The sequence below is a fragment of the Pedobacter sp. V48 genome (genome assembly GCF_000523515.1).
In the GTDB taxonomy this organism is placed as follows: Bacteria; Bacteroidota; Bacteroidia; order Sphingobacteriales; family Sphingobacteriaceae; genus Pedobacter.
Genome location: NZ_AWRU01000009.1, coordinates 26,953 through 50,985 on the forward strand (window position 1 = coordinate 26,953; position 24,033 = coordinate 50,985).

The 24,033-nt window shown below is 35.6% G+C and carries 16 protein-coding genes and 1 pseudogene; 7 read left to right on the forward strand and 10 right to left on the reverse strand.

Features of this window, described 5'->3' with window-relative positions:
• From N824_RS34135 to N824_RS10395, 3 genes are all read left to right on the forward strand, one after another.
• On the forward strand, positions 1-607 hold a 607-nt coding region (locus tag N824_RS34135; RefSeq protein WP_048905251.1), incomplete at its 5' end, for a GMC family oxidoreductase.
• 50 nt (positions 608-657) lie between these two features.
• A complete protein-coding gene (locus tag N824_RS10390) occupies positions 658-1,461 on the forward strand; it encodes a glycosyltransferase family 2 protein (protein ID WP_048905093.1) in 804 nt (267 codons plus the stop codon).
• Between the two features lie 39 nt (positions 1,462-1,500).
• Positions 1,501-2,868, forward strand: coding sequence for a lipopolysaccharide biosynthesis protein (locus N824_RS10395; RefSeq protein WP_048905094.1), 1,368 nt, complete (start codon positions 1,501-1,503; stop codon positions 2,866-2,868).
• Here the strand turns inward: N824_RS10395 and N824_RS10400 are convergent.
• The 4 genes from N824_RS10400 to N824_RS10415 all read right to left on the reverse strand — a co-directional run bounded on the left by N824_RS10400 (position 2,861) and on the right by N824_RS10415 (position 8,260).
• Entirely contained in the window at positions 2,861-4,411 is a 1,551-nt protein-coding gene (locus N824_RS10400) for a beta-galactosidase (protein WP_048905095.1), read from the reverse strand. The two genes, N824_RS10395 and N824_RS10400, sit on opposite strands and share 8 nt — an antisense overlap.
• Positions 4,412-4,446: 35 nt before the next feature.
• Entirely contained in the window at positions 4,447-5,874 is a 1,428-nt protein-coding gene (locus N824_RS10405) for a hypothetical protein (protein ID WP_152542164.1), read from the reverse strand.
• A 296-nt stretch (positions 5,875-6,170) separates the two neighbouring features.
• Entirely contained in the window at positions 6,171-7,031 is an 861-nt protein-coding gene (locus N824_RS10410) for a beta-1,6-N-acetylglucosaminyltransferase (RefSeq protein ID WP_052334112.1), read from the reverse strand.
• Between the two features lie 17 nt (positions 7,032-7,048).
• Complete coding sequence (locus N824_RS10415) at positions 7,049-8,260, reverse strand: glycosyltransferase (protein WP_048905097.1); 1,212 nt, start codon at positions 8,258-8,260, stop codon at positions 7,049-7,051.
• Positions 8,261-8,406: 146 nt separating this feature from the next.
• On the opposite strand from N824_RS10415, the gene N824_RS10420 reads away from it, so the two are divergent.
• Positions 8,407-9,255, forward strand: coding sequence for a sialate O-acetylesterase (locus N824_RS10420; protein ID WP_048905098.1), 849 nt, complete (start codon positions 8,407-8,409; stop codon positions 9,253-9,255).
• Here the strand turns inward: N824_RS10420 and N824_RS10425 are convergent.
• The 4 genes from N824_RS10425 to N824_RS10440 are packed head-to-tail and all read right to left on the reverse strand — an operon-like array spanning position 9,248 to position 14,217.
• Positions 9,248-10,249 (reverse strand): UbiA family prenyltransferase, encoded by a 1,002-nt coding sequence (locus N824_RS10425; RefSeq protein WP_048905099.1) that lies wholly within the window; start codon positions 10,247-10,249, stop codon positions 9,248-9,250. The two genes, N824_RS10420 and N824_RS10425, sit on opposite strands and share 8 nt — an antisense overlap.
• 8 nt (positions 10,250-10,257) lie before the next feature.
• Entirely contained in the window at positions 10,258-11,247 is a 990-nt protein-coding gene (locus tag N824_RS10430; protein WP_048905100.1) for a glycosyltransferase family 2 protein, read from the reverse strand.
• The gene (locus N824_RS10435) at positions 11,237-12,358 is read right to left on the reverse strand and encodes a glycosyltransferase family 4 protein (RefSeq protein ID WP_161662296.1); all 1,122 of its coding nucleotides are present in this window, start codon (positions 12,356-12,358) and stop codon (positions 11,237-11,239) included. Before N824_RS10435 ends, N824_RS10430 begins: the two co-directional genes overlap by 11 nt.
• A 38-nt stretch (positions 12,359-12,396) precedes the next feature.
• Positions 12,397-14,217, reverse strand: a complete 1,821-nt coding sequence (locus N824_RS10440; protein ID WP_048905102.1) for an ABC transporter ATP-binding protein — start codon at positions 14,215-14,217, stop codon at positions 12,397-12,399.
• A 1,052-nt stretch (positions 14,218-15,269) separates the two neighbouring features.
• Here N824_RS10440 and N824_RS10450 point away from each other — a divergent pair.
• The 3 genes and pseudogenes from N824_RS10450 (at position 15,270) to N824_RS10460 (ending at position 18,097) form a co-directional block, all read left to right on the forward strand.
• A complete protein-coding gene (locus tag N824_RS10450; RefSeq protein WP_048905104.1) occupies positions 15,270-15,956 on the forward strand; it encodes a hypothetical protein in 687 nt (228 codons plus the stop codon).
• A gap of 57 nt (positions 15,957-16,013) precedes the next feature.
• Positions 16,014-16,964: pseudogene (locus tag N824_RS10455) on the forward strand (glycosyltransferase family 2 protein).
• 116 nt (positions 16,965-17,080) lie between these two features.
• Positions 17,081-18,097, forward strand: coding sequence for a glycosyltransferase family 2 protein (locus N824_RS10460; protein WP_235207072.1), 1,017 nt, complete (start codon positions 17,081-17,083; stop codon positions 18,095-18,097).
• Between the two features lie 5 nt (positions 18,098-18,102).
• Here the strand turns inward: N824_RS10460 and N824_RS10465 are convergent, their stop codons facing one another.
• Both N824_RS10465 and N824_RS10470 read right to left on the reverse strand, forming a co-directional pair.
• On the reverse strand, positions 18,103-18,795 hold the full coding sequence (locus tag N824_RS10465) for a 4'-phosphopantetheinyl transferase superfamily protein (RefSeq protein WP_048905106.1): 693 nt from the start codon (positions 18,793-18,795) through the stop codon (positions 18,103-18,105).
• Between the two features lie 9 nt (positions 18,796-18,804).
• Complete coding sequence (locus tag N824_RS10470) at positions 18,805-24,033, reverse strand: non-ribosomal peptide synthetase (RefSeq protein WP_048905107.1); 5,229 nt, start codon at positions 24,031-24,033, stop codon at positions 18,805-18,807.

Consider the following 24,033-nt stretch of genomic DNA (forward strand, 5'->3'; position numbering starts at 1 on the left):
TCCCAGGTATAGAAATCTTGAGGCAGGAGATAAGCATGGTTTTATTGGCGGATATAATATACAAGGGCACGGAGAGCGTCAGGAATGGACAGATAAATCAGAGGGCCTTAAGGGGTTTGGAGCCAGTTTTAAAGAACAGCTAACTACCCCAGGACCGTGGACAGTTTGGATGGCAGGATGGGGTGAATGCCTTCCATATTTTGATAACACAGTATCTGTTTCAAATGATGAAAAAGACAAATGGGGAATGCCCTTGATCAAAATTGATTTTTCATTTAGAGAAAATGAGCAAAAAATGATGAGTGATATTAAGGATACGGCATCTGAAATGCTTTCTGATGCAGGATTTGAGGATATCGACGCCTTCTCATATAATAAGCCCGGTGGATCTACAGTGCATGAAATGGGTACCGCAAGGATGGGAAAAGATCCTAAAACATCTGTTTTAAACAGATTTAATCAGATTCATGCTGTAAACAATGTGTTTGTAACTGATGGAAGTTGTATGACTTCGTCTGCTTGTCAGAACCCATCGCTAACTTATATGGCATTAACTGCCAGAGCATGTTCTTACGCCGTTGATGAAATGAAAAAGGGAAATCTCTAAATGAAAAATCTGGCACAATTATTTAAGACTATTATTCAAATCCAAACTAAATGTCATTAAGACCATTAAGTATTCCTTCTTACATTAAAGCGCATCAATACAATGCTGAATGGTTTCTTAACCATGTAGATGATATTCGCAGGGATTTGCATAGGTTTAATCCTGAACATCCTGATGTGACTGTTATTATACCAGCATATAATGAAGAAGATTCGATATTGAGAACGCTGTCTTCTCTCTCGAAAACAATAACCGTTCAGCAGGTTCAAATATTGGTTGTAAATAATAATTCTACAGACAATACACAAAAATTGATTGAACTGACTGGTGCAAATTTTATAATTGAATACAAGCAGGGTGTAAAGCACGCGAGAAATGCAGGGTTGGCTGCTGCAAAAGGAAAAGTTATTATAAATGCTGATGCTGATTCTGTTTACAGTCCCTATTGGGTAGATCTGATCAGTTTGCCTCTAAAGGATAATAATGTGGCTTGTGCTTATGGAAGATTTGCCTTTTTGCCTGATAAAGATGCAAATAGAGGAGCCTATTTTTTATATGAAACTGTTGGTGATCTTTTTAAGAGAGTAATACAGAGAAATAAAGATGAGGCGATGTATGTATATGGATGCAGCTCCGGATACAGAAAGGACCAGGGCCTGTCTGTTGGTGGTTATGAGCATCCTCCGGGAGCGAATGAAGATGGGTATATGGCACTTAAATTAAGAAGCAAGTTTGGCATACTTTATCGGGTAACAGATAACCGATCATTGGTTTGGACATCAGACCGTCGTTTAATGGAGCAGGGAGGGCTGTTAAAAGCATTCATGACAAGGCTTAGTTCCATGTTTAAATAACTTGTCGTTAATTTTACTTTAAGCCGGAAGCCGTAGTTTATGAAATCTAAAATTAAACTTTTATTCAATTTACTAAAGAGTAAACATGTTTTATCCCTAATCAGTAATGGGGTTAATGCTATAATTGGCGTGGTCACTTTAGGGATTCTCTTGCGTTTTCTTACTAAAGAAGACATGGGTAACTGGGGCTTCTTTCTTACTGTTTTACTGCTGGTTGATACTTTTAGATCGGGTTTCTTATCAACTTCATTTGTGAAATTTTATGCTGGTGCAAGTGAACAGCGGCAGCGAGAAATTATAGGGTCAACATGGTATATAGGAATTGTAATTACTTTGATTTTTGTAGTCATAAATATACCTGCTTATTTTGCTTCATTGTATGTAAAGGACACGAGCATTAGTTTGTTTTTGAAGTTTTTTAGTCTTAATTATGTGCTTTCACTTCCTTTTTTCGTGTCCAATTGTATTTTACAAGGGAAACAGCGTTTTGATAGATTGCTCATTCTTAATTTTACAAATCAAGGTTCTTTTTTGGTATTACTGCTTATTTGCATCTTTTTACACAAGATAAATATCCATACTGTTCTGTATTGTTATTTATCCTCAAATCTGATATCAAGTTCATTATCTCTTATTTGTGGATGGGCCAATATCACCAAACTTAAATATAAAACGAAAGCTGGTGTACAGGAAATGTATAACTTTGGGAAGTTTAGTGTGGGTACGAATCTGAGTGCAACTTTATTAAGCTCAACAGATTCATTCATTATTAAAATGTTTTTAGGACCGGCGGCTCTTGCGATTTATGGTGCCGGAATAAAATTGATTGCATTTATAGAAATTCCTTTAAGAAGCTTTGTTTTTACTGCAATGCCTGGATTATCAACTCATTTTAATTCGGGAGAAAAATCAGAAGTACTACTACTTATGAAGAAGTACATAGGCATGCTCACTTTTGCATTATTGCCTTTAAGTGTGTTGGTATTTATATTCGCGGATTACGCTATACTCATTTTAGGTGGAGAAAAGTACGTGTCTACAGAGGCGCCAAACATTTTAAGGATATTTATGGTTATCGCACTATTATACCCTGCAGACCGCTTTTTTGGTTTAACTCTTGATATTATTCACTTACCAAAAATAAATTTTATAAAGGTGGTATTGATGGTTTTAGTAACTGTGGTTACTGACTGGCTATCCATTAAACTGACKSKTMSKATYTNTGGTGTTGCTGCTGCTTCAATCTTTTGCACTTTGACAGGGATGATAATTGGATTTTATGCTTTGAACCGTTATTATCAGAGATTTACCTTTTTAGATATCTATAGTAGTGGTTACAGGGATGTGTTTTCGCTTTTAAAAAGCAGTTACGGAAAGTTTTTTAATAAATCCGGTCGGATTAGTTAACCTTAACAAAGGTTGGAGTTTCGGTAACTTTAATGTTGATTTTTTGATTTGTTACGGCCATTTTCTGAAAAGTCATTTCATCGGCTCCTGCCTTCGGATGACAGATGGTTACTTCTTTAATTCCATTTCCAAGATTTAATGTGTAATCAGCTGTTTTGCCTTTTTTATCGGGAACAGTAAGCACATAAATTTTAGAATCACCGGAAGTATACAGATCAACAAGTGGATCAAATGAAGAGGTGCTTTGATACAAGTAATCGCCCATTAGTTTTTTTGCCTGAAATATGAAATCGGCTGAAGGCCTTCTTTTTGTTTTATCTACCAATCCAGCAGATGAATATTGAGTAGGATCATTAACGTTGACATCATTTAACATATAGAAAAAAGTACGATTGATCCCTTTTCTAGCATATAAAAGAGCTGTTCTTAATATCCAGTCGGCTTGAGTATCTATTGTAGATTTAGTACCAATAGCAATAGCCCGTTGAGGACTCTTATCATTTACATCAAATCCGCACTCAGTTACCCATACCGGCCTTTCATCTGCATGGTCCTTGCTTAATTGAACGAAGCTTGAAGCAACGCTTCCAATATCAGATAGTTCGGGTGCTGCACCAGATTTCCAGTTGTCATTTGAATACTGATGATAATTAATAACATCAAAGCATAAAGTATATTTACCATCCTTAATCCTGTTGGATTTGCACCAGTCAATAATTCTTTTAACGAATTCTGGCTCTGGGAAAGCGATTCCAGCCATAACGACTTTCATGTAAGGATCGGCCGTTTTTACGCCTACATCTTTCCCTAATGTACCCATGTGTCCGTCATAAAATGCAGAGAGTTGAGCTGCATACTGCTCAGGGGTTTGCTGAGCTTCAGCACCTCGCCAGTTCTTATCAGGCTCGTTACTGCATTCTATATAGCTAAGTACACCCAAACCTATTTTTGGATTATTTTCGTACGCGGGATGCTTGATTAAAACATTATCAATGTTTTTATTTTTTCCGTACCTGGCAGCGATCTGGAAACCAGCTTTTGCCATCGAAATGTAGGATGAAGGTTCACTTTTATCGCTGCCTTTTGAAACCGGAGTATAGTCTCTAAGACTTCCAAAGGGATCAGCAGGATTATATTCAGGATAACTTTTTCTCATCCATCCCGGCATGATCTGCAAGCACATTAACGACTGGATATCATTGGCGCTGTTTTTTTGATAAATCTGATCATAAAAATTTAGATCAAAGGATCCTTCTTTTGGCTCTATTTTTTCCCAATCAAGATAATGTCTAAAGCCTGAAAAAGTTTTAATGAGATCGAATCTGGAATTGTCAAGTTGATTTGAACCGTTGTTACTTATATACTCCCATTCAAATCCATTTACTCCCAGCATGTTTTTAAAAGGCAGGGAGCCTTTGTTAGCCTCGGTAATTAAATTTAGATTCGTTTTATCTTCTACCGTAGCGACAGGTAAAGTCTTTTTGCAGCAACTACAACTTAAACCGGCAAATATGGTAAAGACCAAAAGATATCCAGATTTCATATTCCCAAATTTAATTAAAACAGTTCACATTAAGGCTATTCAACTGCCCCAACAGATGGAGTTAATGGATTTCTTGCTTTTCCGTAATAGTCTAGATTAACTTCTTTACTTATTAATGCATCAAAATTTTGAATTGAAAGAGATACTCCTAAATGCTTTGCCTTAGAATTATTATTAAGATTAAATGATGTTTCGTCTGTAATTCCTGCATCCTGATAGGTCTTAAAGTACTTATTTCCCGAACCAGTGGGTTTTGTGTTTTCTAACTCATTCCAAAAATAGTTTTTATTGTTGTTTCCGACCAGAACAAGTTTGTACGCAAGGTTATTTGTTACTTCGCATTTGCCACCCAATAAACTGTACATATCTAGCACTTGTGCCGGAAAAGATCCTGATTTTGGCAGTAAGTTTCCACAGGTATTATTAAATACTTTAGCATTTACATAGGTAGTTTTTCCTGGAATTATATTTCTTTGAAACGATTGAAGTTCAAAAGCACTATACTCTCTGGAACTTACAATAATATTATTAAATATTAATACTTGTTTTGGAGTTGTTCCTATACTATAAGCCCAAGCTCTTATTGCATTTCCCTGATGATCTCTAACTAAATTGTTATAGAATTTTCCATTCCCCTGTAGGTAGAATATACCATTGTGATTGCTATTGTCCTGATTAACATTTTGAACCAGATTGTTATGTATATTAAAAGAATCAGCATTTTCAATAACAACCACACTACCAACAGCTCTTGAGTTTTTATAAATTACATTGGCTATTTCCACATTCCTTACAAGCCCGGTAACGAGGTTATTTTGTGCAGACCCCTTAAATCTTATCAGGGTGCCTGTATTATCACAATCAATATTTAAAAATTTCAGGTTATTTGAATAGGAGGTCTCCGATCCATCATAATTTTTCCTTGAATCATATTGGATAACCCCATATGTAGTCAGGTTTGAAAATGAAAAATTCTTCAGCGTAAAGTCATCAATATTATCTTTAAGAAGTACTGATGCCCCATCGGCAGTTCTATTTTTAAATACGAAGCCCTTTTCTATTCCGGCAGTGCCTTTACCATCTAGTATTACATTTTTGAGATTAGACAGTCTGATTTGTGTATTACCCAATAACTGAATAAGTCCATCGTTCTGGATGGTTACGGTAAAATTCTTATTGCTAATATTAGAGATCTGGATGTCTTTATAGGATCCACCTTTTATTTTAATAAGTGTTGCCGAAGAAATGTTAAGAGTTTTACCATCAATAGAAAGATTTCCTGATCCAGTGCCAATATTTAATATCTTACTAGGAGCGGCTATACTATCTTTTGGGGGTGTGGGCTTTGGCTGTTCTACTGGGACGGGAGTAATTGGCTCTAAAAGCTCTGCAGCTTTTTTGCATGAAATGCTGATTATTAGCAAAACAAATAGGGTTAAATGCATTCTAAAGCTATTCTTCATAAGTTGAAATAAGTTGGGGGTGTCATCCTATGCCGCAATTGTAGTGAAATTCCTGCAAAAAAAAATTTATTAGCACAGATAATAAATTGAATAATACCCATTCAGCCTATCTAAAATATCAGAAATGTTGCATTGGGGAAGGTTTTTCCCATTTTTATGAAAATAATATAGTTTTAGCGGATTTTTTTTATGACAATTAAATTACATTTATTTCGAATTAAGAAAGATTCCTTATTCTGGCAGTATAGGGAGGTGGCTGCTTATTTCGGCGCGATTTTTATGCCTTTAATCTTGACTTAATTCGAGGATTTTTTTCTACGATTGTGTAACACAGTTAAGATTTGTTTACAAATAGTGGTGTCAAATTTCCTTGCAAAGAGCATGTCGGAGTTAGTAAGTGAAGGAAGATCTTCCATGACCAGTATCTTTGGATGAGCCTTTTGCTCAGACCAGTCGATATACCTGAGGTTGTTGTTTAGCACTCGGTTTTTGAATTCTGAGTTCATAATTAGACTTGCTATAATGAACTCATCAGGAGACCAGGTATATTTAAGAAATTGACGAAGTTTTAAATTAGTGTAGAATTTGTCATCAAGATATTTAGCGCATTCCCCACTTATAGTCCACCAGGTCGAATTACTTCCTCCATAGAGATCAACTGGAATAGGGAATTTTCTTCTCGGAGCAATAGTGTTTAATACCGCCTGCAAAAGATACCTACCCCTAACGGTAAAGTCTGTAAAATGATATTGCTCATATCTGGCATTCGCCTGTTTCCACCACTCCGAAACACTGGTATCATCGTAAGAAATAAAATTTATACCTTTTTTACTTTCAAAAAAATTATAGATATACTCAGAAGATTTTAATGGATAGTCCTGACCACTTAAGAGATTGATAAAATCATAATTCTTCCCCGTTGCCAAAATTTCATGTAAAGAGTGGGTTATAGCGTTCAAAAAACTATTGCCTCCCCAGTTGCAGACTGTTCTGTTTCTTATAATATTTACATTTCCACCTATGTCCTTGAAAGTGGTTAAGTCAACTTTTTTATCGACGTGCAGGTATATATCAAAATTCGGATGCTGCAGGCTTTCTACAAGCATTAACAGCTGATCAGGATTTTTATGTGCCATTATAAGATGAGCAATACGCATTTGATGATTTATAGAGGTTAATTTTTGATTCCTGATAAATGAGAATTAATAATTTCAACGATCTCTTTAGTCCTGTTTTTCCAGGTATTCCTTTTGGCTAATTCCTTTCTTTTTTGAATTATGATGTGGTCATTATTGACTATCGCATCATTTATAGCCCTGGAAAAAGTATTTGCATCATTGCAGTATTCCACCAGATCATCTGTGAAGTCCTTCAGATCAGGGTTGAAGTCGGTCGCTATTACCGGTTTTCCTGCACTAAGATATTCAAACAGTTTAATTGGAAAAATAGTGTCACTTACATCGTCTTTTTTAAACGGTATGATCGCTACGGTAAAGCTATTTAATAGCAATGGAACTTCGTTATACGGTATTGAACCTATGATATGTACATTAGACATTTTTTGTAATAGTTCCGGGACAAAGCTGTTTTCAACAGGACCGGCAAAAACAAATGTTTTATCTGTATTCATCCGGATAACTTCTAAAATGAGCTCGTAATTTATACGACGCTCAATCGTTCCAAGATAGCCGATTATTGGTTTAGGTAGATTTTTTAGCTTCTCATGTATCGGAGTTGTTTCATTTAAGGTTTCATATAAATGATATGAATCGGTTGCATTCGGGACGAAATAAGTATTTGGGTTAACTAGCTTTTTTTCATTATATAATGCCTTGCTTGTACAGATGATCAGATCGCTTTCTCTAGCTAGCTTCTCTTCGGATTTAATTCCATGCCTCATATCATATGGCACTATCATCGGATCAACGCACTGATAAATGGTTAGCATTGGATTAATTTTCCTGCCTACATTAGGATAGTGAAAGTTGAACGAGTTGATATAAATAAATTCCAAAATATTATTAGCTTTCAAAATTTTCTTTATGCGGTAGGCTATTATAGACTCATTTATTTTAAGCATCCACCTAAAAAGTTTACCCTCGGGCAGAAAGTTAATAGGAATTATTGGGGGGGTGATTATGGTCTTTAGGTTAGGCAGGTCTGTATCTAATAACCCATCTGAAAAAATGGAAAACTTCTCTTTGTACTTACTTAGCTGAGTCGAATTTCTGAATCTAAAGTAATCTTTAAGCGTAAGAGGATAATCAATAAAAAAAACCTTATTATCTTTTGCCAGGTTACGCGCGATAAACAGGGAGGTTGCCTGTATCTCGCTTTTAAAGTGGGTATTCCCTAGAAAAATAATTACTTTATCTTTTAGATTCATGAGCGTACGTTAATTCAGTGACTACTTTATAGGCATATTTCGTGCCTTTTAAATGCAAGACACTAAAAAAATAAAAAAAAAGTATATTTTTTACTAAAACGATATCTTTGTTTATTGTTTTTGGCAATTTCCCAAGGGTTAATTTAATGAGAAAAAAATATTTATTATATATATGTGTGCTTATCATTGGAAGCATAATTGGCATTATAGCTGACAGAAACCGAGAGTATTTAATCAATGGACAATTTTTAAGAGATCATTTACATCTCAGGAAAGCGATAGCTGATAAAGATAAAGTTATAAAATCAAATGATATAATGATATTTTTTGCATTTGGGCAATCCAATTCAGCGAATTATGGTGAAGGAGGTTACCATTGTCGCAATGAGGTTTATAACTATTACAAGGGCGATATTTATAAAGCAGAGGAGCCGTTGTTGGGTCCTGATGGGAAAGGGACAAGCGTTTGGTCAAGACTTGGTGACATGCTGATCGATAGCGGGCTTTATAAAAAGGTAATTATTATTCCAATAGGTATTGGCTCTACATCTATTCAGTCGTGGGTAGAGGAAAGCTCTGCAAAGAAGTTGGATCAGACACTAAATTATTTAGGAAAGGATAATATAAAACCTACACATATTTTTTGGCAGCAGGGAGAAACTGACAATGTAGATGGAACAAGTAAAAATCAGTATAAAGAAAGACTAAAAATGCTGATCAATGTATTTAGAAAACGAAATATCCAAGCCCCGTTCTATACATCAATAACATCTTATTTTCCTTATAATAATAACAACCCATTAGGAATAAATAAAGGTATTACGGAAGCTCAGCAAGAGGTCGCAAAAGAGGTTCCTGGGGTAATTGAAGGCCCGAATACCGATTCTTTGAACTTAGCTTATTATCGTTATGAGGCTGTTCATTTTACAGAAAAAGGTTTGGATAGATTGGCGTACGAATGGTTTAAGAAAATAAAGGCCGCCGAAGCTAATTAAAAAGAAATTCGAGTCTTGATTTTGTATATCTCCAAAAATCTTTAATTATATACAATAGTTTTTTTGGAAAAAGAAGTATATGTGCTATCAATATAAACCATATGCGATAGTCATCTATGGAAGCGGTAACCAGTAAGGATATTGGAAGAAATACTTGATAATAATCAGCCATTAAGATGTGTAATGGTTGATTTTGCGGGCTAATCACAAGAACAGATTTATAACCAAATGATTTTGATCTGATGAAAGCCAAAAGGATATATAGACCCAGAAACAATACAGGTAAGGGCATAAATAGATTGCTGAGCATAACGAGCAATGAAATGGCCTCTAACACAAATATCATGATTTCCTTTGTTTTAAAATTGTCGGGGTTCAAATTGCTTGCATAAGTATTGGTTCCGGTGATAATATCATTTTCCCGATCATGGAATTGATGCCACAAAATTCCCCTTATTCCATAGCACATTGCCCATACCCCGGTGCTTATAAACCATATCCAATCCATTTGGGCATGCGCGATAAAACTTATACTACTGATCATTAAAAGGCTGGTGAAAATATGTGAACCAGAGGCATCTGCGAACACACCTAATATTCCTCTGTCTTTAAGTCTGACTGGCTTAAAAGAGTATAAGGAGAAACTAACCCACGGAATACAATACAAAATGACGGATCTCAGGTCCGGTAGTAAAAGACTTGCACAAAAGCAGCCAATTAATATTAGTGTAATTGGAAGCAGCCAATGAAAATATACTTTGACATTTGCCATTCTGTTTTTCTTTCCTTGAGTATTGTCAATTCCAATATCTGTTATGTCGTTAATTATACTAACGTAAATTGCACCTATAATCAGTGAGAGAAGCAGGAATAACAGATGAGGTACTATTGATAAAAAAGATCCATTTACCTTAAGGGCAGTAGCATAACCTATTGCAAGGAGCGGAGGTAATTTGTATTCCCACCAATCTGCAGATCTGATGATTTTTTTCATTAATGGCTTTAGGAGTGTAGGTTTGTCTTTTTAAATTTATTGGCTAAGGAGTTTATCTTTCGCTGAAAGCCGATCAAGAAGACCTGAGGTATTGTTTTAAGTGTATACGGGATATTTATATTAAATGATTTTTTTAATAATCTAACCGAATTTAGCAGATTAAGTTCCCTAATAAGATTATGCTTTGAAAGTTCAATTAAACTTGCCATATATCTCTCCTCCATCTGTTTCTGCTCATTCTGTGTTAAGAGTGCGCTAAACTTAGTCATTTTAGCTTTCAAATCCGCAACGTAGAGGAGTTCTAAGACTTCGCTCCATTTTCTTCCGTCATAAACATTTATTTCATCTACTCTTTTTCTCCAAAGTTTATTTAGTGTAAATGCGGCTTTGCATTCCTTTGTAAGTATCATTTCAAGATATAAACACCAATCGTCGCCGATGTTCATGTTTTCATCCCAGCCAGATACAACTGATGATTTCCGCATCACTAATGAAGACGAAGGAGAGGGGCAGGCTTGAATATAAAGATCCCGAAGATCGAGATTATTTAAGTTAATCCAATGGTCTTTTTCTTTGCCGAAATAAGGTTTTAAGAAAGGGTCGTTATTTAAAAAACTCCAGCTCTCTCCGTTTTTAGTGTCTTGGTCCCAATTTGCAAACACAAAGTCGAGCTGTTCACTCTCTAACTTTTTTAGGCAACTTTCCAAAAAATCAGGATGCCATATATCATCAGAATCCAGAGAAGCGAGAATTGTGCCTTGGGCTTTGCTAAGGCCAAAATTTCTTGCTGAGGCCTGTCCGCCATTTTCTTTCCAGTAATACTCTATTTCAGGATATTTTGCTATAAGTTCTTTAGTTTGATCAGTAGATCCATCATCAACCACAATGATTTGAACATTTTTGTAAGTCTGATTGATTGCACTGTGAATTGCATCAGGCAACTTTTTTTCTCTATTATAGGTCGGAATAATTATCGAAACCAAAGGATTAGTGCTCATCTATTAGATCGTTTAAATAATTAGCAAAAACAGTTTCAGGGGAAGAGGGGATGTGTTTGGAAATGTGTAAGGAAGCTTGTTCTCCTATTTTTTTCCATTCTTCCCGTTTTTCCCATGCCCGATCCATAGCCAATTCAAAATCTCTTTCGGTTGCTTCCGCTATGAATCCATTAATTCCATCTTCAATTATGTCTGCATTTCCGCCTGCGTTGCTTACAATAACAGGTCTGCCTACTGACATAGCTTCTATCATAGACAAGGGAAGTCCCTCACTTCTGGACGGGAGAACCAGAGCATGATGCTCTGCCCAAACATTCTCAACATTATCAAGATAGCCGATAAACTTAACATTGTTGATGTTTAAAAGTTTTGCCATCTCTTTCAAACCTTCTTCATCAAGTCCACTTCCTATAAAAGAGATCGTGATAGGCCGGGTTCTCCATTTTTCTTTATTCATAATTCTCAGTAGAATGTCCTGACCTTTATCAATTATAAATAGTCTGGCAACGCAGGCCAGTTGGTAGCCCTTACTGGTTGTAGGAAAGGGTAGAGGGGTAACATTGGTTTTAACCGGATTAAAAACAATTTTGCTATTTGGAAGTCTTATTCCGAATTGCTCTTCAGTTAACTGTTTGTTATGATTGGATACAAAGAAATTCATTTTTGCTCTAAGCAAGGTTTCCTTCATATAGCTTCTATCGGTATGGTAAGGCCAAAAGAAATCAACCGCTTTTTGTGCAATTATTACATATGAGATGTTTAGTCTGAAACATTCATAAGCATAAATGAGCCCATCGAAATTTATTCCCTGGGCAATAATAACCAAGTCTGGTTTGTTATCTTTTATTGATGCGCGGAATTTGTTTAGCGCATGGTTGTCGGTAAAATTATTAGTTAAAATTCTTTGGTAAAGTTGTTTTAATTTTCTTGTTGCTTTATTAGAAAAGGAAAGCTTAGGCTCAAGTTCAATAAATGTAGCTCCTGCAAGTTTTAACTTTACAAATTCAGCATGCAGAAAATTAATTTTGGATTTATATACGGTAATAGACGAATTGTTTATCATAGGGATACTTTTTGCCCAAAGTTCCTCACTTCCTCCCCAGTCATCCATGCAGCAGGTTATTATTGAAATTTTTTTTAAACGCCTCATTAAAATAATTTATTTTTCACACTATCTTCTTTAAACAAATCTGCATAGTCCCCTTTTAAGGAAAGTAATTCCTGGTCTGTTCCTTGCTGTGAAATGGTTCCTGCCGAAAGCACATAAATATAATCAGCATGTTTAACAGCAGAATGCCTGTGACTTATAATTAAAGCCGATCTATTGCCAATACGGCTTCTAAAGCTATCAAATAAATCCTTCTCAGCAATGGCATCTAAAGCACTTGTGGCCTCATCTAGTATCAACAGGCGGGCATTGCTATAAAAACTTCGCGCAATGGCTAATTTTTGCCACTGTCCAATGCTTACTTCCTGACCATCTTCAAAGACTCTCCCCATCATGGTTTTGTATCCATAAGGGAATTTTTCTACAAATGAGTGTGCCCCAGAATTTTGAGCTGCTTTAACAATATCATTTTCACTGTAAGGTCTGTCTATATCACCGAATTTAATGTTATCTGCTGCTGAAACATTATAACGGGAAAAATCCTGAAAAACTACGCTTACCTGTTTCCTGTATTCCGATTTCTCAAAGCTCTGGATATCTGTATCGTTTAAGGTTATTGTGCCAGAATTGGGCTCATAGAGCCTGCAGAGGAGTTTTATTAGTGTGGATTTACCTGCACCATTTAAACCTACTACTGCAATTATTTTCCCAGATGGGATTTTTAAATTGATATCAACTAGAGTTGGCTTATCCGAATGCGGATAGATGAAATTAATGTTTTTAAGTTCCAGATTGGTAACATCTTCCACAGGCACAGGCTTACCAATCGTTTCATTAGTCATATCAGTTTGAAGATCAAAAAGCTCAAATATGCTGTTTATGAAAATGCTATTCTGATATAAAATAGAGATTCCAGCACCAATATTTTGCATTAAAGTAAAGGCCTGAGGAAATGCCATTAAGAACAAAACGATATCACCTACACTGGTTTTTCCGCTAACTGTTCCTAAAGCAATATAGCCTATACAGGTAAAAAAGCCAATGCTGGCAAGTGAGGTGGTAAATAATTCATTCAAAGTACGTCTGTAGCTTAGCTTTATTTTTTGATCTATAACCTCTATTCTAATGCTTTGATAGAGGTTTTTAAAGTAATTGCCCAAATTGAAACTCCTAATCTCTTTGGCTGGCTGATCAGAGGTGATCAGATTACTCAGATAAGCAGCTTTACGCTCTAGTTTAGTGTGCTTTATTCTCCAGATATTCTGTTTGTTTGCAAAATAAATCCTTACGAAAAGTGTTGGCAGAATGAAAACAACTAACAGGGGTAACAGTATCCAGTTAATTGTGATAAAAAGAGAACCAACTGCGCAAAGATTAAGGGTGTTTTTGGCAATTTCAATTAGTGTGGTTACTACAAGATTTGGACGATCAGCACCAGCATCTTTTGCTCGCTTTAGGATATCAAAATAATCAGGACTTTCATAGTAAGAGAGATCCATTTGGATGGCCGATTCATGAATTTTTTCATCAATGTAATTAGCTACTTTAGTTGCCTGAACTTCGGTAGTATACACTGAAACAGCCCGTGCAATAGCATAAAAAACAGCTATAATTCCGGCGATAACAACATATTTTAAGATAGTGCCCTCCTGGTTTGCATGGATGAATTCTGTTGCAGAGATCTTGTCTACCAGAATTTTTAAGGCATAAAATGATCCCATGAATAACAGGGTTTCTGCCAGGATCATCCCAATGGAAACAAGCATCCACCCCCTTGCTGCCAACCAAACTAATTTGAGCGTTCTTTTTAGGTTTAAATTGGTGCTAAGCGTTTTGAGCTTTTGAGTGATTGCGTGAACCATGGAGTTTATACAAACTTAATTATATTATTTAAGACAACATATATGCGTACCTATCTAAACAAATCTATAAAAAAAACTATCTTCATGTAGATTAATTATCTTGACCGAGTGTTTATTGGTCGAACTACTTAATTGAATTAGCATGGTATTTGATTATTAGAAGTATATGAAAAAAAATAATGTGATCATTGGACTGGTTTTTATTACCATTGTTTTGATTTCAGCGAGCTGCACTCAAGATAAAAAAGATGTTATAAATATCCCCGCTCTTAGAACAAAGCAAGTTAAAATTAAGGATATGTTTGGAGTAAACGGTTTTGAATGGGACTTTTATGATTCAAAATATAATTTTGATACTTCAAAATTTAATCTCGTAACCAATTTTAGTGGTTTCAGACATTTTCTTGATTGGGAGCGGATAGAGCCTGAAAAAGGAGTTTTTAGATTTAATCATAAGCCTGAAGGGGGCTGGAGCTATGACGAAGTATATCAAAAATGTCATAAGGATAGTATGGTTGTTTTAGTTGATATTCAAACTATCCCTAATTGGTTAATTAATACTTATCCGGTTGCCAAAAGACAAAGAGATTTAATCCCCGTAAGTTATGGGGCAAAAAGAGATAATCCCGCGTCTTATATAGAAATTGCACGTGCAGGATTTCAGTTTGCAGCCAGATATGGACATAATTCAAAGATTGAAAAAGAATTAATTAAAGTTCCAAAAGAAGCCGAGCATCCTGTTATTGGCTTAGGATATGTAAAATATATAGAAAGTGGTAATGAACCTGATAAATGGTGGAAAGGTAAGGACAGCGAGCAAACCCCGGAAGAACATGCTGCACAATTGTCTGCATTTTACGATGGTCATAAAGGTACCTTAGGGAAGGATGTTGGTGTAAAAACTGCGGACTCTACTATGAAAGTAGTAATGGGAGGCATCGCTAAACCAAATGTTGAGTTTGTTGATCGAATGGTTGAATGGTGTAAGAAGAATAGAGGATATAAGAAAAATGGAGACATTGACCTATGCTTTGATGTGATTAATNTAMSACATGTATTCTAACGATTATACGGGTTGGTTTGCGAAATTTACAGGGAAAAAGAGGGGAGTAGCACCTGAAACAAACAGTATGACAAAAATTGCAGGAAGCTTTACTGATTTTGCTTCCAAATTGAATAAGGGGGTAGAAGTTTGGTCAACAGAAACAGGATATGACCTTAGTGAAAGAAGCGTGCAAAGGGCAATACCAATTGGATCAAAATCAAATGAAATCACTCAAGCCGACTGGTTAATAAGATTAGGGTTGTTATATGCCAGACAGGGAATCGATAGGGTTTTCTATTATCAGCTTTATGATAATAATGATCCCGGAACGGATACTGGAACACCTTACGGGTTTTCCGGTTTATTGGATAAAACAGGGAAGCGCAGGGCTGTAGCAGATTATGTTCATCAGATTACTGCATTAATGGGGAATTACTATTATTATAATACCATTAACCAGGATCCATTGGTTGATATTTATCAATCTGGTAAAAAACGCATGTATATATTAGTAGTTCCAGACGAGGTTGACAGAAAAGAAAAATATGAGCTTGACTTGAATTTTGCTAAAAAGGCCATTATACGCACGCTTAATCCTGGATCCAACCAAATGACCAGTAAAGAAGTTGACACTGATAATGGAATACTCGAAATTGAAGTTACCGAAACTCCAGTTTTTGTTGAAGCTAAATAGAGTATATCTTATGCAATTTATTGAAACAATACAAATAATAACTACTTTAGTCAATAGATGGGTATAACTTCAATTATTACAGTTAATTTTAATCAGCCAGAAGTTACCATAGCTTTTCTTAGTTCTGTTAAAAAGCATACTTCAAAAGAAAAAATTCAACTAATTCTTGTTGATAATGGAAGTCGAATTGATCATGAGCATGATTTTAGGGCTGCGTACGACGGTTTAATATATATCCGTTCGACTGAAAATCTTGGATTTGCCGGTGGAAATAATTTAGGTATTAAAGCGGCTACCGGCGATTATCTTTTGTTTTTGAACAATGATACTGAAATTGTTGATGGTTTGGTAGATACACTGAGATTGGAGCTAGATAATAATCAGGATATAGGTATAATCTCTCCTTTAATTTTATTTTTTGAGAACCCTCAAATCATTCAGTATGCGGGTTTTACCGAAATGAATTACCTGACATGTAGAAATAAGGGAATCGGAAATATGGAAACTGATACGGGTCAATTTAATAACGATAGCAGGGAAACTGCATATTGTCATGGAGCTGCGATGATGTGTAGAGGGAAAGATCTGTTAAAAGCTGGTTTAATGGCGGAAGAGTTTTTTCTGTATTATGAGGAGCTTGATTGGTGTGAGAAATTTAAAAAAGCGGGAAAAAAGATTTGGTTTACAGGTAAAACAAGAGTCTATCATAAAGAGTCTATGAGTGTTGGGAAAGAAAGTGATATTAAAACTTATTTCATGACCAGAAACAGATTGCTTTTTATAAGAAGAAATACGAGCAATTTAACCACCTTTATTTTTGGTGTTTACTATATTTTATTCGCATGTACAAAGCAGATGATTTTATATTTATCAAAAAAACGTTTCGATTTGATTAAATGGATCGTAAAGGGGGTGTTGTGGAATTTCGTTAACTCCAAAAACAGTAGTAAATTGGGATTCAAAATTAAAAATTWRYSATYNTWGCSYNCYRSWTWTGCCTTTTTGTAGTAGTATACACTTTTGTTGGGTATGGTTTTGTACTGTTTATAATTATCAAACTAAAAAGACTCTTTAAAACTAAAACTGTTCTTCCGTTAGATAAGATTGAACCATTTGTTACTATAATGATTGCAGCTTATAATGAGGAAGATATTATTGAAAAGAAGATCGAAAATACCTTAGAACTTGCATATCCTGAAGGAAGGCTGCAGGTTATATGCATAACGGATGGCTCATCTGATAGTACCCCAGATAAAGTGAAGCAGTTTAAAGATTTGCTGTTACTGCATATAGATGTAAGGGGGGGCAAAATGGCAGCCATAGAAAGAGCTATACCATATGTAGAGGGAGAAATTATAATTTTTACAGATGCAAACACCTTCTTAAACAAACATGCTGTTCAGGAATTAGTAAAACACTATCAGAATGAGAAAGTTGGGGCGGTAGCTGGTGAAAAAAGAATTTTTGTTGATACAACCGCTGATGCCAGCTCTGCCGGAGAAGGCTTCTATTGGAAGTATGAATCCTTATTAAAAAAATGGGATTATGAACTTTATTCAAATGTGGGTGCAGCAGGAGAGCTTTTTAGTATAAGGGCAAAACTTTATGCACCTATTGAAACCGATACCATTATCGATGATCATATGATCGCAATGAGAATAGCCGAAAGGGGCTATGTTATTGCATACGAACCCAATGCTTATGCGCTTGAAACAGCTTCTGCCAACTCCAGCGAGGAGTTAAAGCGAAAAATCAGGATTGCCGCTGGCGGTATACAATCTATCTTTCGTTTAAAAAAAGCAGCCAATCCGTTTAATTATCCTTTATTAACTTTTCAATATATAAGTCATCGTGTTCTGCGTTGGACTGTTACACCTTTTCTCCTTATTTTAATCTTTATATTAAATGCGCTAATTCTTTACAAGTATAATTCGGCTACTTACTTATTGATATTTATCGGCCAGGTGTTTTTCTATGGAATGAGCCTGATCGGTTGGTTTTTTGAAAGCAAAAATATAAAAGTAAAGGTTTTTTTTGTGCCATATTACTTTTGTATGATGAATTATGCAGTATTAGCCGGAATAATCAGGTATTTTAAAAAGACCCAAAGTGCAGCGTGGGAAAAATCGAAACGAAAATAAAAGGTCTATTGATAATCAAGATAAACGATTTTACTGATTTCACTACTAAAAGCCAGGCTCCAAATATACTCTGGGGTAGATAAAAAACTTTTAATCAGGAATAAGGTATTACCCCTTTTAATTGAATCATGTAAAACAGAAATCTGAGTTAAATCGTCAACTAAGCCTTCTCCTGTGGCTTTTAGGAGCGCCTCTTTTTTCGTCCAAAGATGATAGAAAGCTAAACTTAAATCCTTGCTTAGATTAAGATCAGAAGTCTCATCACTATTAAAAACAGAAGCGACCAGCGACTCGATGTTAAAGCTTCTATTTATGTATTCAATGTCAATACCCACTGGCTTTTTACACACTGCAATTAATATCTGATCACCACTGTGCGAAACATTATATTCAATTCCTTCGACATAAGGTTTTTTATTTGGGGAAAGAAGAAATTGAATTTTTTCAGGGTCCTTACAAAGCAATTTAGATAAGATCATTCTAGTCGCCGTTTTTGCCGATACGTAGTTTTTCCTATCGTTGATATGAAAGTATCGGGATGCTTTGTAAGCTTCATCAGCTGATAAGATGTCCTTTAATTCAACAGCAACTGGATAATATTTTTGAGCAAAAATCCTAAATACATAAACAGTGTCGTTTTGCAGCTCGATCTTGTCAGAAAAAATTTTCCATTTAGCATCTATTGGATTAGCATTCATTTTCGGAACTTAGCCTTTATCTATCGTTTTTTGCAATATTTGAGCAAATATTTTATCGTTTGGTGAATGTAAGAAAGTCTTATGATCACCGGGTATAGTTTTAATATCCACCCCTTCTTTCGCAAAATTATTCCATCCCAAGCTAACAAGATCATCCAAATAATACAACCTTTTTTCAACTCTGAAAAGTGTTACCCTTAGGTTACTAGGAGCCAGAACATAATCACTTAAGGCTTTGCTATAAATTTTGTATATCTCTTTCTCGTATCCTGTAAAAATGTCTTTTTCCATAGAATCTGTCGAATACATTAATGCCTCAAATTTGTCTTTGATTATTTTAAACTGATATTCTAAGGTTTCTTTAGGCTGGTGTATGAAAGACTTTGTAAAGAATGGCACCTTGTAGAATTGACGCTGGACTTTTGTTGCTAGCTTATTTAACTTAGTTTCCTGTCCGGAATTTGAACCTGCATAGGTATCAATAACACCAAGTATTTTGATCTCTTTACCCATTTCTTTCAGTTGCTTAGCAATTTCGAAAGCTATAAAACCTCCCAATGAATAACCAGCAAAAGAATACGGGCCATTTGGCTGAACTTTTAAAATTTCATCTATAAGTTTCTTCGAAATTCCTTCGATAGTAGGAGGGATTTCAGTTTCCTTGTTAAGCCCCAATGCCTGTATCCCGTATATTGGTTGGTCCTCATCAAGATGTTCTATTATTGATTTAAACAAAAGAATATTTAAACCACCACCATGAATTAAAAAAATAGGATCTTTAGTACCAACAGTTTTAATTGGAACAATTGATTGATAGCTATTTTCCCTGTTATCCTGGCATAATTGAAGTGCTAATTTTTCAATAGTTGAATTTTCAAAAAGAGTAGCTAAAGGAAGCCGCTTACCGGTTTCTTTCTCAATAGCAACCATTACTTTTACTGCAAGAAGTGAATGACCACCGAGTTCAAAAAAGTCATCATCTGTTTTAATATTCTCCAGCTCAAGTGCTGCCAACCAAATGTCTGATATTATCTGCTCATTTTTTGTTTTGGGTGACAGTCCATTACCGGATTTAATAGCTTTTTTTGAAATCCTGATTGGAAGTGCATTTCTGTCGATTTTAGCATTGGGCGTTAAAGGGAAGCTTTTTAATGCTACAAATTCTTCAGGAATCATATAGGTTGGGAGTGTTTTGTAAAGCTCCTGTTTCCAGTTCTGGATAACCTCTTTTGACAACAGTATTTCGTTCTTTGAAAAGGGTGTTCTTGCAAAGTTATAGATGTCCGATTCTAATGAAGACTTATATGGATTTTGTGGAAGCGCATTTTCAAATGTCAAAGGAATGAAGGTAACGTCATAAGTACCATCAGTTCCATCGGTACTCCATTTTATGTAGGCCTTAAAATTAAATTCCGTACCAATATTCCAGAAAATATCAGGGTCCAAGCCTTCCTTTAATGCGCTTATTTCTTTTTTAATGTGTTTAATTGATAAGCCTGAATTTTCACTATTGATCAACTGTAGTAACTTATAATCTGGAGCAGTTCTGGAGTTTAATACATTTTTAACTTCCAGTACAGAATTTGTGTTTGCAGTTAAAAGATGTCTAACTTTATCGAGTTGCATCTGATCATCTTTCCAGTCGACTTTAATCTCGGGTGCCTTTTCATGATGAGTTTTACCAACATAGAGCCATACGTCGTAATGATACTTTGTGGTTTCATTTAGCAACTGCCCTCTTCTGAGCTGTATGTCAATTCCGCTAATGCTAGGTATCAACTTTTGAAGATTGTAAAAGAACTCAGGGTCGGCAACAAATTCGTCCTCAATTTTAACTCTATTGAGCACAGTTTCTTTAAATTTAGCTAACGTGTTTTCATCAGAAGAATTAGGAAGATAATCCATTGCATGACACATTTCGAGTGTGTTTTTTCCTTGCATATCTCCAATAAATATGCATCCTGAATGATCAATTGCGGCAACTGATTTTTTTATAACATCAATTAAATACTTTGCGTTAGGAAAATATTGAGCAACACTATGTAATAATATCAGATCAAAACGCTCTTCTGATACAAATGAGAAATCATCAGCAGGGCAGGCCATTGCTTTAACGTGTCCCCATTTCTCAGAATCGGATAAAATTTTTTCATTTAGTTTCTCAATAGCTGTTTCTGCGTAATCAGTTGCTACATAGTAATCTGCTTGGGGAGCTAATTCAAACAACAATTGACCCGCACCACTCCCAATTTCATAGATTCTTTTAGGATTAAGTTGCTTAATGCGCTCCACAGATGCTTGCAGCCACTGAGATGATTGCGCAGCTAAATCAGTTTTATTTTTATAATGTTCAAGTAAAGTGTCGTCAAGATTTTGGTCAGAGATTCCAAGATTTTGTCTAGACTCTGCACCTATGTTATATAAGGTGTCCCACCTGTCTTTCCATGAAAGACTATCTTCTTGCCCGTTATCATTTAATGTTACATAGGCAATTAAGCGTTTATCAGAAATAGCATCACCCTGGGCTACTACAACAGATTGTTTTACGTTCTGCTGAGAAGATAGTATACTTTCAATTTCGCCCAATTCTATTCTATGGCCTCGTATTTTTACTTGTTGATCAATTCTGCCGAGACATTGAAACTCGCCATTTTCAAGTAACTTACCTAAGTCTCCGGTTCTGTATAATTTTGAACCATTTGATTTATTAAAACTATCCAAGACAAATTTCTCCGATGTAAGTTCTTGTCGGTTGAGGTATCCATCTGCAACCCCAAAACCACCAATATATATTTCCCCTGGCATGCCGACAGGTAATGTATTACCTTTTTCATCAAGTACGTAGATCTCTGTGTGATCGATAGGCAATCCTATCGTGATTAACCTGTCTTGGGATGTAATACGTTTAATGGCCGACCAAATTGTTGTTTCAGTTGGGCCATACATATTCCATACCTCATTTGATCTTGTCAGTAGCCTGTCTGAAAGCTCTTTTGGTAAAGCTTCTCCTCCGGTTAATATCTTTATCGGATATTTTTTCTCCCAGCCAGAGTCAATCATCATCTGCCAGGTTGAAGGCGTCGCCTGCATAATACTTACAAGATGTTCATCAATTAAGTCTAAAAGTATCCTTCCATCTTTTATTGAGTCGGCATCAGCGATGATCACTTGGGCACCAGCTATTAAAGGAAGGTAGAGCTCTAGTCCTGCAATATCAAATGAAATAGTTGTGATGGCCAGCAAGCGGTCATCGGAACTAATGCCAGGATATTTTTGCATGCTGAGTAGGAAATTGGCCAAATTTTTATGAGTAATTTTTACACCCTTTGGTTTACCGGTAGAGCCTGATGTATACAGAATATAAGCAAGATCACTCGTTTTAAATTCCCTTATAAGATCAACATGAGCGTAGTTATCAAGCTCAGACCACACATCCTCAATAATTATTTCAATCGCCTTGCTGTGGTACTTGTTCTTGTGTTTGCTGGAAACGAGTAAAATTTTGGCTGAAGAGTCTTCAAGCATAAACTCTATTCTTTCGTGTGGATATTCGGGATCTAAGGGTACATAAACAGCCCCTGCTTTAAGGATTCCCAATAAGGAAACCATCATGCTTGTGGAGCGATCAGCCGCAAGGGCCACTATGTCTCCGGTTTTTATACCTTTTTTAATTAGCAATAAAGCAAGCTGGTTAGCTTTACTAATCAATTCTGCATAGCTGAGTTTCTCATTATTAAAACTCACAGCTACTTTAGACGGATTTAAAAGGGCAACCTGGTTAATCAGCTGTACTACATTTTTCTCAATTTCACTGGAATAACCTTCTTCCAGTTGAACAGGTTCTTTATGATGAGAAATGATGTTTTGTAATTCAATGTCAGGATTTTGAGCAAGCGATTTAAGTAATAGCTCAAATTCATTTGTCATCCGTTCAATTGTTGAGGCATTAAATAATTGCGAATTATAAGTCCACTCTAATGTAAAAGCTTCTTTAGAACCTGTTGCATTAAGGAATATCTCAAATGTTTCGTATTCTCTTGGATTGGATACAAGTTTGTGATGCAAGTTCTCAAAAGATACAGCGCTATCCATGCCCATATCGATATTAAAAACAACAGGCACAAGAGGGATGCGTGAGCTGTCTCTTTTAATACTTAGTTTTTTAATTAGTTGACCAAAACTGAATTGTTGATGGTCATAAGCATCAAAAAAAGCATTTTTTCTATCTTTAAGATACTCGTTGAACGAAACATCAAGGTTGATGGTTGTTTTTAACGGTAGGAGGTTAACACAATGACCAACGAGCTCAAAATTTTCAGTAGCCGATTGTCCTGCTGCCGGAAGCCCGACTACAATATTTGATTGTTTTGTCACCTGGCATAAAAAAATCTCAAATGCACTCAATAGTACATTTACAAAACTGCAACCAGCCTTAATACCAGTTTCTTTTAGCTGATTAATTAAGTCTATTGGCAGTTTATGATCAATGCGATTTGCCTTATAGGATCTTGTAACAGGTCTGGGGTTATCCGTCGGTAAATCCAGAACAGGGACAATACCCTGATAAGTTTCCAACCAGAAATTTTCAATTTTTTTAAAATCGGCACTGTTTAAGAATGCTGCTTGTTCTTCAGCATACGAACTGATTTGGGGACCGTTATTAGGCAGGGAAATGGGTAGGCCCTTAGCATAAGCATTATAAAATTTACTTAAGTCCTCAAGGATAATTCCTATCGACCATCCATCACCAATTATATGATGAATAACCAATGTAAAATAGTGATGATTGTCACTCAGTTTATGAACAAATACCCGAAACAAAGGTCCTTCCTGAAGGTTAAAAGGATTGCTCATTTCGTTTTTTATGAACTTGCTCAAAGCATCTTGCTGGCCGGCTTCAGTCTCAGAAGAAAAATCTTTGATGTCCATAACAACCTCCTGGTCATCATAAATGATTAGATTTTCTCCATTTGAACTTATTACAGATCTCAGTGCCTCATGGCGTTTTACTACTTTTGAGAATGCCTTTTTGAAAACATCAAAATGAAATGTTCCTTTTAAATCTAATGATACAGACTCGTTATAGGCAAGGCTGGCAGGGTTACCACCAATTATGCAGGATAACCAGATTTCTCTTTGTGGCTCATTAATTAATACTATCTTTTCGATCTCCTTTAAATCCTCGAAAGGATCAAAATCGATCTCACTGAAATTTATGGAAGGGCTCTGATTAGTCAT